Here is a 12,456-nt window from a genome sequence, read left to right on the forward strand (position 1 = left end):
TCTTGCTTTCCTGCCCCTTGGCGCTCAGGTTTTTCTTTGTTGTGTCTGGGGCAGGTTTTTGTGGTTGGCTGTTTGCCCTTGTTTGGGGCCGGAGGCGGGGCCAAACGCCCGCTCACAGCGGTCAGTGGGTGGGGGTCGGCTCCGCGTAGGACTCCAGCGGCGGGCACGCGCACACGAGGTTGCGGTCGCCCTTGGCGCCGTCGATGCGGCGCACCGGCGACCAGTACTTCCCCGCCCGCAGGCTCGGCAGCGGGAACGCCGCCAGCTCGCGCGAGTACGGGTGCGCCCACTCGTCGGTCATGAGGCTCGCCGCGGTGTGCGGGGCGTGACGCAGCGGCGAGTCGTCCGGCGTCCACTCCCCCGCCGCGACGCGGTCGATCTCGCCGCGGATGGCGATCATCGCGTCGACGAAGCGGTCCAACTCGGCGAGGTCCTCGCTCTCCGTGGGCTCGACCATGAGCGTGCCCGCCACCGGGAACGACATCGTCGGGGCGTGGAATCCGTAGTCGATGAGGCGCTTCGCCACGTCCTCGGCCGTCACGCCCGTCTCGGCGGTCAGCTGCCGCAGGTCGAGGATGCACTCGTGCGCCACCAGGCCGTTCTTCCCCGTGTAGAGCACCGGGAAGTACGGGTCGAGGCGCGACGCCACGTAGTTCGCGGTGAGCACCGCGTTCTTCGACGCCTCCGTCAGGCCGTCCGGCCCCATCAGCGCGAGGTACGCGTACGAGATCGGCAGGATGCCCGCCGACCCGTGCGGCGCCGCGCTCACCGGCGCGATCCCCTCCTGCGCGCCCGCGCCCGGCGTCGGGTCCGCCGGCAGGAACGGCACCAGGTGCTCCGCCACCGCGACCGGGCCCACGCCCGGGCCGCCGCCGCCGTGCGGGATGCAGAACGTCTTGTGCAGGTTCAGGTGCGAGACGTCGCCGCCGAACTCCCCCGGCCGCGCCAGCCCGACCAGCGCGTTGAGGTTCGCACCGTCGATGTACACCTGGCCACCGGCCTCGTGTACAAGGTCGCAGACTTCGCGCACGTGCTCCTCGTAGACGCCGTGCGTCGACGGGTACGTGATCATGATCCCCGCCACCTGCGGGCCGTGGTCCGCGAGCTTCGCGCGCAGGTCGTCGAGCTGGATCTCGCCGTCGTCCGCCGTCGCCACCACCACGACGCGCAGGCCCGCGAGAGCCGCCGACGCCGCGTTCGTGCCGTGCGCCGACGCCGGGATGAGCACGATGTCGCGGTGCTCGTCACCGCGCGAACGGTGGTACCCCTTGATCGCCAGCAGGCCGGCGAACTCGCCCTGCGACCCCGCGTTCGGCTGCACCGACACCGCCGCGTACCCCGTGATCTCCGCGAGCTGCGCCTCCAGCGTCGACACCAGCTCCGCGTAGCCCAGCGCCTGGTCCGCCGGCACGTACGGGTGGATGTCCGCGAAGCCCGGCCAGCTGATGGCCTCCATCTCTGCCGTCGCGTTGAGCTTCATCGTGCACGAACCCAGCGGGATCATCGTGCGGTCCAGTGCCAGGTCCTTGTCGCTCAGCGCGCGCAGGTACCGGAGCATCGAGGTCTCGCTGCGGTGCAGGTGGAAGATCGGGTGCTGGAGGTACGGAGTGGATCGGGTGACGTCCGCGGGGAGCTCGAAAACCCCTCGCGCGGACGCGTTCACGGGCGCCAGGGCGCCCTCCACTTCGGGAACTTCTACGTCCGCGCGAGGGGATTCCGAGCTCCCCGCTCCGCTCGTCGCCGCGCCCACCTGGCCGGTGACGGCCGCCAGGACTGCTGCGACGTCGGACTGGGTGGTGGTCTCGTCGCAGGCGATCTGTACGTGGTCGGCGTCTGCCTTGTACAGGTTGTAGCCCGCGTCCGCTGCGGCCGTGACCACCTGCTGCGCGCGGCCCGGGACGACGGCGCGGACGGTGTCGAAGAAGACGTCGTGCTCGACGGCGATGCCCGCCGCGCGCAGGCCGGCCGCGACGGCGGCGGCGCGGGCGTGGGTGCGCTCCGCGATCGCGCGGAGGCCGTCGGAGCCGTGGTAGACGGCGTACATCGAGGCCACGATCGCCAGGAGCGCCTGGGCGGTGCAGATGTTGCTCGTCGCCTTCTCGCGGCGGATGTGCTGCTCGCGGGTGGCGAGGGCGAGGCGCAGGCTCACCGCGCCGTCGGCGTCGGTCGAGACGCCGACCAGGCGGCCCGGGAGCTGCCGCTCGAGGCCCTTGCGGACGGCCATGAAGGCCGCGTGCGGGCCGCCGTAGAAGAGGGGGACGCCGAAGCGCTGCGCGGAACCGACCGCGACGTCCGCGCCCAGCTCCCCCGGAGAGGTGAGCAGCGTGAGGGCCAGCAGGTCGGCGGCGACGGTGACGAGCGCGCCGCGCTCCTTGGCCTCCGCGACCAGGCCGCGCGCGTCCAGCACGCGGCCCGACGCGCCCGCCTGCTGCACGACCACGCCCACGAGGTCGCCCTCCGGCAGCGCGCCGCCCGCGGCGACGACCGCGTCCAGGCCCGCCGCGAGGCCGCCGTCGAGGCCCGCCACGACGACGGGCAGCCCGATGGCCTCCGCGCGGCCGCGCGTCACGGCCAGGCTCTGCGGGAACAGGTCGGCGTCGAGCACGACGTAGCCGCTCTTCGCGCGCGAGGCGCGCCACATGAGGGCGACGGCCTCGGCGACGGCGGTCGCCTCGTCGAGCAGGGAGGCGCCGGCGATGGCCAGGCCGGTGAGGTCCTCGACGGCCTGCTGGAAGTTGAGGAGCGCCTCGAGCCGGCCCTGCGAGATCTCCGGCTGGTAGGGCGTGTAGGCCGTGTACCAGGCGGGGGACTCGAGCACGTTGCGTCGGATCACCGGGGGAGTGGTGGTGCCGTAGTAGCCGAGGCCGATCATCTGGCGCTTGACCTGGTTCTTCCCCGCGAGGTCGCGCAGGTGGGCCAGCACCGCGGCCTCCGAGCGGGCGGCGGGCAGGTCCAGCGGGCGGTCCGCGCGGATCGATGCCGGGACGGCGGCGTCGACGAGCGCGTCGAGGTCGGCGTGGCCGAGCTGCTCCAGCATCGCGGCGACCTCACGGCCCCGCGGGCCGATGTGCCGGTCGGCGAAGACGTCCGGGTCGACGCCGGTGCCCTGCGAGGGCAGGTCGTGCGGGGTGGTGGTCACGTCGGACGCTCCGAAGGTCGGGCCGGGCAGGCGGGGGACGGGCAGGTCCTCCCCGCTCTGTCATCCGACGCGCACACGTCGACCTGAGAGTTTTGCCGGTCCGCCATAGACGTCGCCGCAGGCGTGGCCTGCGACGTCGACGGGGCGCGCCGACTTGCACCGTCGGTGGGCCCGCACCGCCACGAGGACGATGCCGGGCCGCTTTCCAGAGTTGCCTCGCCGTGACGGTACGGGGTGCCTGAGAGATTCCCGGGGAGGGTTGCTCCTTCGGCGCCGGCCGGCCTCCATCGGGGGCGCGGCGCGAGCTCTCCCGTCGCGGTTCGAGCGGCTATGTGGCGGAGGCACCGGTCGGCGCCGCCGCGTTGTGGTGGCAGCCGTGCTGCCGTGTGACGCGGCCGATCCTACCCGGCCGCGCCGCTCGGCCGGGCCTTGCGGGCGTCCCGCGCACGGGTCCCCGTCGCGAACGCGCCCACCACCAGCACCGCGCCGGCGAGCACCAGGTACAGCGCCAGCAGCTGCGCCGACGTCGCGACGTCCGATCCGGGGCGCAGCAGCATGACGAGGCCGAGCACGATCCACAGGACCGCGTTGACGAGCTGCCAGTCCCACGACGCCGTCCGCAGCGCCCGCCCCCGCAGCGCCCCGATCACGCCGACGACGCCCGCCGCGCACGCCCACACCGCCACGACCAGGTACATCACCGGCCCGGTCATCGACGGCCACACGATGATGAGGACACCGGCGAGGAGGCTCACCACCCCGGCGATGAGGCGCCAGCTGATCTCGTCGCCCGCGCCCTGCGGGCGACCCGAGCGCTTGGTCGGGGCGCCCTCGACGGTGAGCAGCACGCCCTGCACCACGATCAGCGCCCCGACGAGCCACCGCACCCAGACGAGCCCGCGGTCCGGGTTCGCGAACAGCACGATCCCCGCCGCGAGGTACAGCAGCGCGCGCAGGTAGACCAGGCCCCAGAGGCGCCGCGCGACGCCGAACGTCCGGTCGGACAGGGGAGCCGCCCCCGTGCCGGACGTGCCGGCCGACCCCGATGTCGTTCCGCTCATGCTCGCGATGCTAAGAGCGCTCCCGCCCGGTCGCGCGCCGGGGACCAGCGGCGTCGTCGGGCCGGGACGCCGCTCAGCCGAGCTCGAGGTCGCGCGTCACCTCGACCATCGCGTCGACGACGGCGCGCACGGCCGGGCCCGGCTCGTGCCGCGTGGCCCGGTGCCGCGCGGCGATCCGCCGGGTGCCGAGGCCGGCGAGCCGCGCGACCTCGACGCCTTCCGGCACGTCCCCACCCTGCAGGGCGAGCGCCGGCAGCATCGCGACGCCCTGGTTCGCCGCGACGAGCGCGAGCGCGGTGTCGAAGTCGAAGAACCGGTGCCGCTGGCTGACGCTCGTCCCGAGGGTCCGGGCCAGACGGCGCAGCGCGCGGTCGGACGCCGTGTCGGCCTCGGCGCCCACCCACTGCAGGCTCGCCAGGTCGTCGAGCCGCTCCGGCATCGGCAGGCCGGCCGGCACGACGACGCACCACGGCTCGTCGAGCAGCGGCACGTCGTGCACGCCGCGCGGCGCGGGGGAGTCCATGTCGGCGTCGCGCTCGAGGAGGATCACGTCGAGGTCGCCGGCGCGCAGCATCCGGATCGCCTCGGCGGGCTCGTGCTCGCGCACGTCGACCTCGACGCCGGGGTAGCGCTCCGCCAGGTCGAGCAGCATGGGCGCGACGACGGCGCGGATCGCCGTCTGGAACGCGCCGAGGACGACGCGGCCGCTCACGCCCTCGCCGAGCGCGGCGATGGCCTGCCGGGCCTCCAGCAGCTCGGCCTCGATGCGCTCGCCCGCCTCGGCCAGGACGCGGCCGGCCGGGGTGAGGGTGACGCCGCGGGGCCCACGGTCGAGGACAGCGAAGCCCTCCTCGGCCTCCAGGCGGGCGATCTGCTGGGAGACCGCCGACGGGGTGACATGCAGAAGATCTGCTGCCGCGAGCACGCCCCCGGCGCGGTGCACGGCAAGGAGGAAGGCAAGTCTCCGTGGGTCGGTGGCCATGTAGGAATACTACATACCTCTCGGAGAAGGATTTGATTGTGCTGAACGCGGTTCGTGCCGCAGAATCGTTTCGACGCCAGGCCGGTGCATCGCCCCGGCCCCCGGTCCGTCCGGGGGGCGGCGTCCACATCCCTCAGCTTCTTCCTCTGCCGTGGCACACCTGTGCCCCGCCGACCTACCCGGAGGTGCCCGTCATGACGATCTCCCTGCTGACCGTGATTACTGCCCTCGGGTGGGGCGGCGCCCTCGCCGGGCTCGTCGCCTACGGGATGGTGAGCAAGGGCCGCTGGACCGCGAACTCCTTCGCGTTCCAGGTCACGAACATGGCCGGCGCCGTCGTCATGACCGTCGTCGCGGGAGTCAACGGCGTGTGGCCGTCCGCCGCCGCGAACGTCGCGTGGATCGTCATCGGCGCGCAGACCCTGGTCACGGTCCAGAAGGCCCGCGCCGCCGGCCGCCGCGAGCAGGAGGACGTCGCGCGGGTCGAGTCGGCCGCGCAGGTCGACCTCGCCGCCTGACCCCGGCCTCCCATCGAGGGCGTCAGGACCGACGCCGGACGACCGCGGGCACCACGGCCCACAGCCCGAGCAAGACGACGGCTGCGGCGCCGCCCACGACGAGCCCAGCCGCCCGGCCCACGACGACGTCGAAGATCAGCAGCGCCGTCCCGGCGAGCGCGACGGCGAGCAGCACCAGCCCGGCGCGCGCCATCCGGTCGCCGCCCGTGACCACCGAGCGCTTGAGGTGCTTGCGGAACAGCGCCCGGTGCAGCGCCACGGGCGCCACGAGCAGGCCCGTCGTCGCGACGCACACCAGCACGAGCACCAGGTACACCCCGCGCTGGTAGTCGTCGAGGTCACCGAACCGCGACTGGAACGGCAGGATCAGCAGGAACCCGGTGAGGATCTGCACGCCCGTCTGCATGACGCGCAGCTCCTGCAGCAGCTCGTTCCAGTTGCGGTCGGACCGCTGCTCCGGCGTCTCCGGGCGGCGGTCGGACCGCCCGGGCGTGCCGATCGGATCCTCGGTCATCGCGGCTCGCCGCCCTCCGCGCCGAGCGTCACGTCGACGACGACGGCGCGGTGGTCGCTGACACCCAGGTCGACGGCGCGGGCCGCAGCGAGCGCGGCCACCGGCCCGTCGGCCAGCGCGTGGTCGATGCGGAGCCGCGGGCGCGCCCGCGGGTAGGTCGGCACGTGCACCAGCTCGCGCCAGCCCGTGCGGCGGGCGGGCACGTCGTCCCGGGTGTTCAGGTCGCCGAGCAGCACCAGGGGCCGCGGCGCGTGCCGCAGGCGGCGCCGGAGGCGGTGGAGCTGCCACGTCTTCCAGGGGTCCGCCCAGGACAGGTGGGTCGCGACGACGGTCAGCGGCCCCTCGGGCGTCTCGACGGCGGCCGCGACCGCCACCCGCGGCTCGTCCGCGCCGAAGGGCGGCAGCCCCGGCACGTTCAGCCCCGGCAGCCGCATCGGGTGCCAGGCGCGCACAGGGTGGCGGCTGAGGAGCGCGACGCCGTACCCGTCAGGCGCGGGGGAGCGGCCGTCGTCGGTCAGCGCGACGGCCCGCGACCTGCGACGCCGCCCGTCGAGCGGGCCCCGGAGCGCGGGGACGAACCGGTGCTCCGGCATCCTCAGTACCTCCGCGAGGCGGTAGGTCTGGGCCTCGCCGCCCGAGCGCCGCTGCCCGTGGTCCACCTCCTGCAGCGCGAGGACGTCGGCGTCTAGCGCGGCGAGCGCGGCGCCGAGCCGCGCGAGGTCCACCCGCCGTCCGTCCACCACCGCGTGCTGGACGTTCGCCGTCACGAGCCGGATCATCCACCCCTCCGTCCGCCGCGCTGGCCCGGACCTCCGCGAGGTAGTCCCGATCCCGCCGAGGTAGTTCGAGATCTCGCGAGGTAGTTCCTGTCCTCGCGAGGTAGTCCGGATCTCGGCGAGGTAGTGCGAGCCTCCCGCACGACGTGCGACTTCGCACCCACGACCGGGGAGAACCGTGACTACCTCGCCGTGATCCGCACTACCTCGCGGAATTTCGAACTACCTCGCGGGGCCAAGAACTACCTCGCCGAATTGCGCACTACCTCGCGGGGACGGGACCGGCTCGGCGTCAGAGGGTGCGGTGCCAGGCGACGATGCGGTCGACGGCGCGGGTGACGACGTCGGGGGCGGCGGCGAAGGAGAGGCGCACCCAGTCGCCGCCGTGCACGGAGTCGAAGTCGGCGCCCGGCGTGATCGCCACGTCGCCCTCGGCGAGCAGACGGCGGCAGTAGGCGACGGAGTCGCCGCCGACGGCGTCGCGGAAGCCGGCGACGTTCCCGTACAGGTAGAACGCGCCGTCCGCGGGGGCGACGGGCCGCCAGCCGAGCTCGTCGACGCGGTCGAGCAGGGCCTCGCGCGACGCCGCGTAGCTCGCGACGTTGTCGGCCGCGGCGGCGTACCCGGCGGGGGAAAACGCCGCGACACCGGCGTGCTGCGCCAGCGCGGGCGGCGAGAGGGCGACGTTGCCGGCGAGGGCGTCGACGGGGCCGACCAGCTCGTCGGGCAGCACGAGCCAGCCCAGACGCCAGCCGGTCATCGCCCAGTACTTGGAGAACGAGTTCACGACGACGGCGCCGGAACCTGTGTACATCGCGGCGGTGGCCTGCTGTACATCGGTCGAGTAGGCGATGCCGTGGTAGATCTCGTCGCTGATCAGGCGCACGTCGTGCTCCTCGCACCAGCGCGCGAGCGCGGCCAGCTCGGCGGGCGGCAGCATCGTGCCGGTCGGGTTGGCGGGGGACGCCACGACCAGGCCGTCGAGCCCGCCGTCGTAGTACGCCTCCATGAGCTGGGAGACCGTGGGCTGGTACCGGGTGTCCGGGCCGCAGTCGAGCTCCACCACCTCGCACCCGAGCGCCGCGAGGATGTTCTTGTACGCCGGGTAGCCGGGGCGCGCGAGCGCCACGCGGTCGCCGACGTCGAACGCCGCGAGGAACGCGAGCAGGAACCCGCCGCTCGACCCGGTCGTCACGGCGATCCGCGCCGGGTCCACCTCGACGTCGTACCAGCGCCGGTAGTGGCCGGCGATCTCCTGACGCAGGGCGGGCACGCCCATCGCCTCCGTGTACCCGAGGTCCGCGTCCCGCAGGAGGGAGGCGGCCTTCTCGCGGACGACGTCGGAGGCGCCGGTCGACGGCTCGCCCGCGCAGAGGTTGAGCACGTCGTGCCCGGCGGCGCGCCGCTCGTTCGCGGTGGCCAACACCTGCATGACGGCGAACGGCGGCACGTGGCTGCGGCGCGAGACCTTCATACCGCCATCATGCCGGGTCACCTCGCCGCGACGCCGCCGGGCCCACCCCTAGGCTGGAAGCAGCCGACCCGAGGGGAATGCCGATGTTCCGACGACGCCGCAACCAGGAGAGCGAGCAGGACGGCGACCCGGCGCGCCGTGCCGCGCAGTACCGGGTGGACCGGGAGGCGGCCGCCGAGGCCGCGGCCGCGGAGGACGCGGGCGACGCCGCACCCGAGGAGGCCGTCGGGCCGGGCCGCGCCCAGCGCCGCATGGACGACCGCGCCCTGTGGGTGGACACCGTCGTCGACCAGGCGATCCGGCGCGGAGAGTTCGACGACCTGCCGCTGGAGGGCAAGCCCATCCCCGGCCTGCGCGGCACGCACGACCCGGACTGGTGGCTCAAGAACCTCGTGGAGCGCGAGCAGATCACCGGCGTCCTGCCCGCGGGGCAGCTGCGTCGGGACGACGCCGAGCTCGACGAGACCCTCGACCGCGAGCCCGAGGAGGCGCGCGTGCGCAGCATCGTCGAGGAGTTCAACGCGCGCGTGGTGGACGCGCGCCGCCAGCTCATGGGCGGCCCGCCGGTCGTGACGCCCACGCGCGACGTCGAGCGCGAGGTGGCGCGGTGGCGCGAGCGCCGTCGCGCCCGCGGGATCTTCTGAGCGCGCCGTGGGAGACGTCGTCGTCGTGACGGGCCCGCCGGGCGCGGGCAAGTCCGCCGTGACCGCCGCGCTCGCCGACCTGGCCGGGCGGTCCCTGTTGCTGGAAGCCGACTGGTTCTTCGGCCGCTGGCGGCGCGGCGGCGTCGACCCGTGGCTGCCGGAGGCAGCGTCGCAGACGGTGGTGGCGGGGCGCGCGGCACTCGCCGCGACGGTCGAGCTCGCCCGAGCGGACGCCCTCGTCGTCTACGACGGCGTGCTGCACGCGGGCGACGCGCGCGAGCTCGCGACGCTGGCCGCGGACGCCGGCGCCGTCGTGCACCGCGCCGTCCTGCTGCCGCCGGTCGACGTCTGCCTGCAACGGGTGGCAGCCCGCACCGGGCACGGCTTCGACGACCCCGTCGCGACGCGCTCCATGCATGCCGCCTTCGCGGCGGAGGCGGACGGCGTTCCGGCGCACGCGGTCTGGAGCGGCACCGACGCCTCGCCGCGGGAGGTCGCCCGTGCGATCCGCGACCGGGTCACCACGGGCGCGCTGCGGGTGCCGGTGCACGACGGCGCCCTGCCACGCCCGGAGCACGCGGCCGTCGGCGTCACGGGGACCGTCGGCGCTGCTCGCGGGCGCGGAGGGCGCCGCAGGCTGATCGAGGGCTAGCTCACTCGACGTACGCGAGCGCGTCGATCTCGACGAGCATCTCCTCGCGCGGCAGGCCGACCATCACGGTGGTGCGCGACGGGAGCACGGCGTCCGGGCCGAGGCGCTCGGTGAGGAAGGCGCCGTAGGCGTCGTTCATCGCGGCGAAGTCGTCACGGGTGGTGAGGTAGACGCGCAGCATGACGACGTCCGCCATCGTGCCGCCGCCGGCCGTCACGATCGCCTCGACGTTCTGCAGCGTGCGCGTGGTCTGCGCGGCGACGTCGCCCGGGTAGAGGTACTCGTTGGTGGCGGGGTCGACGGGGCCCTGGCCGGAGACCTGGAGCAGGTTCCCGACGCGGACACCCTGGTGGAAGGTGTGCGCGGGGGCGGGCGCCTGATCGGTGGAGATCGCGGTCTTGGTGGTCATGCCGGGGTCCTTTCGGTGGATGGCGTGCGGGGCGCGTCGTGCCCCGCCCAGTCGTCCTCGACGGCGGCGGCGGTCGCCGTCACGAGGGGGACGAGGTCGCGGACCCCGTCCAGGTCGAGGATCACGTCGGGCACGGAGACGGACACCGCTGCCACGATCGTGCCGGACGCGTCGCGCACCGCCGCGCCGACGCAGTTGACGAAGGGCTCGTGCTCGGCGGCGTCCTGCGCCCAGCCCTGCTCGCGCACGCGCGCCAGCTCGGCGCGGTACGCGTCGGCGTCGGTGAGGGTGCGGGGCGTGTAGGCGTGGAAGTCGGTGGCGCCGAGCAGCTGGGCGAGGCGGCCCTCGGGGAGCTCGGAGGCGAGCACCTTCCCGACGGCGGTGGCGTGCAGCGGGGCGGGCAGCCCGAGCTCGGAGTACATGCGCACGGAGCTGGTGCTCTCGACCTTCGCGACGTACACGGGTCGCGTGCCCTCCAGGACGGCGAGGTGCACGGCCTGCCCGCCGGTGTCGCGGCCGAGCCGCTCCAGGTGGGGGAGGGCGACGTCGCGCACGGCGTGCCCCTCGAGCGCCTGACGACCGAGCTCGAACAGGCGCGAGCCGAGCGAGTAGCGGTGCCGGTCGTCGCGGCGCACGAAGCGCTCGTCCTCGAGCGCGCGCAGCAGACGCAGCACGGTGGTCTTGTGGACGCCGAGCTCCTGGGCGAGGTCGTCGAGGGTGCGAGGGCCCTGTCCGAGGAGGCCGACGATCCGCAGCGCACGCCCCACGCTCTGGCTCAACGGACCCTCCCTGACCTGCCTCCCGGCTCGCGGTCGCCCACCGCCGGGGACATGCTCGAACTCGTGCTGGATTGACGGCACGACCGGCGCGATGTTAGCAAGGTGCGTCATCATGCGCAACGAACGTTGCGCTATACGCAACGCAGCGGGGAGGGTCTGTCGATGGACCGCACCGGAGCCGACGACGCCTGTCGGATCGACCGTGAGAAGGTCGCGCAGCGCGACGCCGAGCAGGTCGGCTGGCGTCACAAGGCGCTGCCGCCGGACCTCTGGGGGCTCACCGTGGCGGAGGTCCGCGAGCGCCGGCCCCGGCTGTCGGAGCTCCCGACGCCGCTGCTCACGCTGTCGCGCACCGCCCTCGACACCAACCTGCGCGTCATGGCCGACTGGTGCGCGGAGCGCGGGCTCGACCTCGCGCCCCACGGCAAGACGACGATGTCGCCGCAGCTGTGGGCCGAACAGCTCGACGCTGGCGCGTGGGCCATCACGGTCGCGAACCCGTTCCAGCTCGGCGTCGCGCTCGAGTTCGGCGTCGGCCGCGTCATGGTGGCGAACAGCGTGATCTCGCCGCTGGCGCTGCGCTGGATCGCCGACGAGCTGGCCGCCGACCGCGACCTGCGCGTGCTGGTCTGGGCGGACTCGCCGGCCACGGTCGACCTCATGCACCAGGCGCTCGCGGCGCACGTCGCCGCCGCCGGCTCCCGTCCCCCGATCGACGTGCTCGTCGAGCGCGGCGGCGCCGGCGGTCGCACGGGCGCCCGCGACCTCGAGACCACGCTGTCGGTCGCCGAGCGCGTCGTCGCCTCCCCGCACCTGCGCCTCGCCGGCGTCGCCGGCTACGAGGGCGCGCTCGCCCACGACTCCGACGCCCACAGCCGGGACGTGGTGCGCGGCTACCTGGACGACATGGTCGAGGTGCACCAGCGCCTCGCCGAGGCCGGCCGCTACGAGGTCGACGTGCCCGTGGTGTCCGCGGGCGGCAGCGCCTACTTCGACCTCGTCGACGAGGTCCTGTCCCCGCTGACCACGCAGGGCGCACGCGTCGTGCTGCGCAGCGGCGCGTACGTGGTGCACGACGACGGCTTCTACCGCCACATCTCGCCGCTCGGCGAGGAGCCGCGCACCGGCGGGCCGGGGTTCCGCAGCGCCATGCACGGCTGGGTGCGCGTCACCTCGCAGCCCGAGCCGGGCCTCGCGCTCTTCGACGCGGGCAAGCGCGACCTGCCCTTCGACGAGGGCCTGCCCGAGGCGCAGCTCCGCCGCCCCCGCACGGCAGGGGAGGACGCCTCGCCGGTCACGGGTGTGCAGGTCACGGCCCTGAACGACCAGCACGGCTTCCTCCGCTGGGAGGGGGACGCGCCGGTGGCCATCGGCGACGAGCTGCGGCTCGGCCTGTCGCACCCCTGCACGGCGATGGACAAGTGGTCGCTCGTGCCGGTGGTCGACGACGCCGACGCGGCCGACCCGGTCGTCGTCGACCTCGTGCGCACGTGGTTCTGAGGACGGCG

The 12,456-nt window shown here is 74.3% G+C and carries 12 protein-coding genes and 1 riboswitch; of the genes, 4 read left to right on the forward strand and 8 right to left on the reverse strand.

The window, feature by feature from the left end:
- Positions 1-121 precede the first annotated feature (121 nt).
- The 3 genes from gcvP to ACWF41_RS20810 all read right to left on the reverse strand — a co-directional run bounded on the left by gcvP (position 122) and on the right by ACWF41_RS20810 (position 5,182).
- Positions 122-3,139: an aminomethyl-transferring glycine dehydrogenase gene (gene gcvP, locus ACWF41_RS20800; protein WP_380318039.1), complete on the reverse strand. Its 3,018-nt coding sequence runs from the start codon at positions 3,137-3,139 to the stop codon at positions 122-124.
- Between the two features lie 215 nt (positions 3,140-3,354).
- A riboswitch (glycine riboswitch) is annotated at positions 3,355-3,462 on the reverse strand.
- 78 nt (positions 3,463-3,540) lie between these two features.
- Positions 3,541-4,200 carry an HdeD family acid-resistance protein gene (locus ACWF41_RS20805; protein ID WP_380318043.1) on the reverse strand — a complete coding sequence of 220 codons (660 nt, stop codon included), beginning with the start codon at positions 4,198-4,200 and terminating at the stop codon, positions 3,541-3,543.
- A gap of 73 nt (positions 4,201-4,273) precedes the next feature.
- Positions 4,274-5,182, reverse strand: a complete 909-nt coding sequence (locus ACWF41_RS20810) for a LysR family transcriptional regulator (RefSeq protein WP_380318046.1) — start codon at positions 5,180-5,182, stop codon at positions 4,274-4,276.
- A gap of 194 nt (positions 5,183-5,376) precedes the next feature.
- On the opposite strand from ACWF41_RS20810, the gene ACWF41_RS20815 reads away from it, so the two are divergent.
- Positions 5,377-5,700 (forward strand): CBU_0592 family membrane protein, encoded by a 324-nt coding sequence (locus ACWF41_RS20815; RefSeq protein WP_380318049.1) that lies wholly within the window; start codon positions 5,377-5,379, stop codon positions 5,698-5,700.
- Positions 5,701-5,722: 22 nt separating this feature from the next.
- Here the strand turns inward: ACWF41_RS20815 and ACWF41_RS20820 are convergent, their stop codons facing one another.
- From ACWF41_RS20820 to ACWF41_RS20830, 3 genes are all read right to left on the reverse strand, one after another.
- Complete coding sequence (locus tag ACWF41_RS20820; protein WP_380318052.1) at positions 5,723-6,214, reverse strand: DUF6328 family protein; 492 nt, start codon at positions 6,212-6,214, stop codon at positions 5,723-5,725.
- Positions 6,211-6,993: an endonuclease/exonuclease/phosphatase family protein gene (locus ACWF41_RS20825; RefSeq protein WP_380318055.1), complete on the reverse strand. Its 783-nt coding sequence runs from the start codon at positions 6,991-6,993 to the stop codon at positions 6,211-6,213. Before ACWF41_RS20825 ends, ACWF41_RS20820 begins: the two co-directional genes overlap by 4 nt.
- 289 nt (positions 6,994-7,282) lie before the next feature.
- Positions 7,283-8,464 (reverse strand): aminotransferase class I/II-fold pyridoxal phosphate-dependent enzyme, encoded by a 1,182-nt coding sequence (locus tag ACWF41_RS20830; RefSeq protein WP_380318058.1) that lies wholly within the window; start codon positions 8,462-8,464, stop codon positions 7,283-7,285.
- Positions 8,465-8,547: 83 nt separating this feature from the next.
- Between ACWF41_RS20830 and ACWF41_RS20835 the strand changes: the two genes are divergently transcribed.
- Together ACWF41_RS20835 and ACWF41_RS20840 are read left to right on the forward strand one after the other, a co-directional pair.
- Positions 8,548-9,108, forward strand: a complete 561-nt coding sequence (locus tag ACWF41_RS20835; protein WP_380318061.1) for a DnaJ family domain-containing protein — start codon at positions 8,548-8,550, stop codon at positions 9,106-9,108.
- A 7-nt stretch (positions 9,109-9,115) separates the two neighbouring features.
- Positions 9,116-9,760: an AAA family ATPase gene (locus ACWF41_RS20840; RefSeq protein WP_380318064.1), complete on the forward strand. Its 645-nt coding sequence runs from the start codon at positions 9,116-9,118 to the stop codon at positions 9,758-9,760.
- A 1-nt stretch (position 9,761) separates the two neighbouring features.
- Here the strand turns inward: ACWF41_RS20840 and ACWF41_RS20845 are convergent, their stop codons facing one another.
- Entirely contained in the window at positions 9,762-10,169 is a 408-nt protein-coding gene (locus ACWF41_RS20845; protein ID WP_380318067.1) for a RidA family protein, read from the reverse strand.
- The gene (locus ACWF41_RS20850) at positions 10,166-10,948 is read right to left on the reverse strand and encodes an IclR family transcriptional regulator (protein WP_380318070.1); all 783 of its coding nucleotides are present in this window, start codon (positions 10,946-10,948) and stop codon (positions 10,166-10,168) included. Before ACWF41_RS20850 ends, ACWF41_RS20845 begins: the two co-directional genes overlap by 4 nt.
- Positions 10,949-11,110: 162 nt before the next feature.
- On the opposite strand from ACWF41_RS20850, the gene ACWF41_RS20855 reads away from it, so the two are divergent.
- Complete coding sequence (locus tag ACWF41_RS20855) at positions 11,111-12,448, forward strand: type III PLP-dependent enzyme domain-containing protein (RefSeq protein WP_380318073.1); 1,338 nt, start codon at positions 11,111-11,113, stop codon at positions 12,446-12,448.
- The last annotated feature ends 8 nt before the right edge of the window (positions 12,449-12,456 follow it).

Source organism: Isoptericola sp. NPDC055063 (assembly GCF_053608125.1).

Bases quoted from the DNA above. Each gene is read 5' to 3' on its own strand.
- ACWF41_RS20835 (WP_380318061.1), top strand. From the start codon at position 8,548: ATGTTCCGACGACGCCGCAACCAGGAGAGCGAGCAGGACGGCGACCCG.
- ACWF41_RS20810 (WP_380318046.1), bottom strand. From the start codon at position 5,182: ATGGCCACCGACCCACGGAGACTTGCCTTCCTCCTTGCCGTGCACCGC.
- ACWF41_RS20825 (WP_380318055.1), bottom strand. From the start codon at position 6,993: ATGATCCGGCTCGTGACGGCGAACGTCCAGCACGCGGTGGTGGACGGA.
- ACWF41_RS20820 (WP_380318052.1), bottom strand. From the start codon at position 6,214: ATGACCGAGGATCCGATCGGCACGCCCGGGCGGTCCGACCGCCGCCCG.
- ACWF41_RS20855 (WP_380318073.1), top strand. From the start codon at position 11,111: ATGGACCGCACCGGAGCCGACGACGCCTGTCGGATCGACCGTGAGAAG.
- ACWF41_RS20830 (WP_380318058.1), bottom strand. From the start codon at position 8,464: ATGAAGGTCTCGCGCCGCAGCCACGTGCCGCCGTTCGCCGTCATGCAG.
- ACWF41_RS20805 (WP_380318043.1), bottom strand. From the start codon at position 4,200: ATGAGCGGAACGACATCGGGGTCGGCCGGCACGTCCGGCACGGGGGCG.
- ACWF41_RS20845 (WP_380318067.1), bottom strand. From the start codon at position 10,169: ATGACCACCAAGACCGCGATCTCCACCGATCAGGCGCCCGCCCCCGCG.
- ACWF41_RS20815 (WP_380318049.1), top strand. From the start codon at position 5,377: ATGACGATCTCCCTGCTGACCGTGATTACTGCCCTCGGGTGGGGCGGC.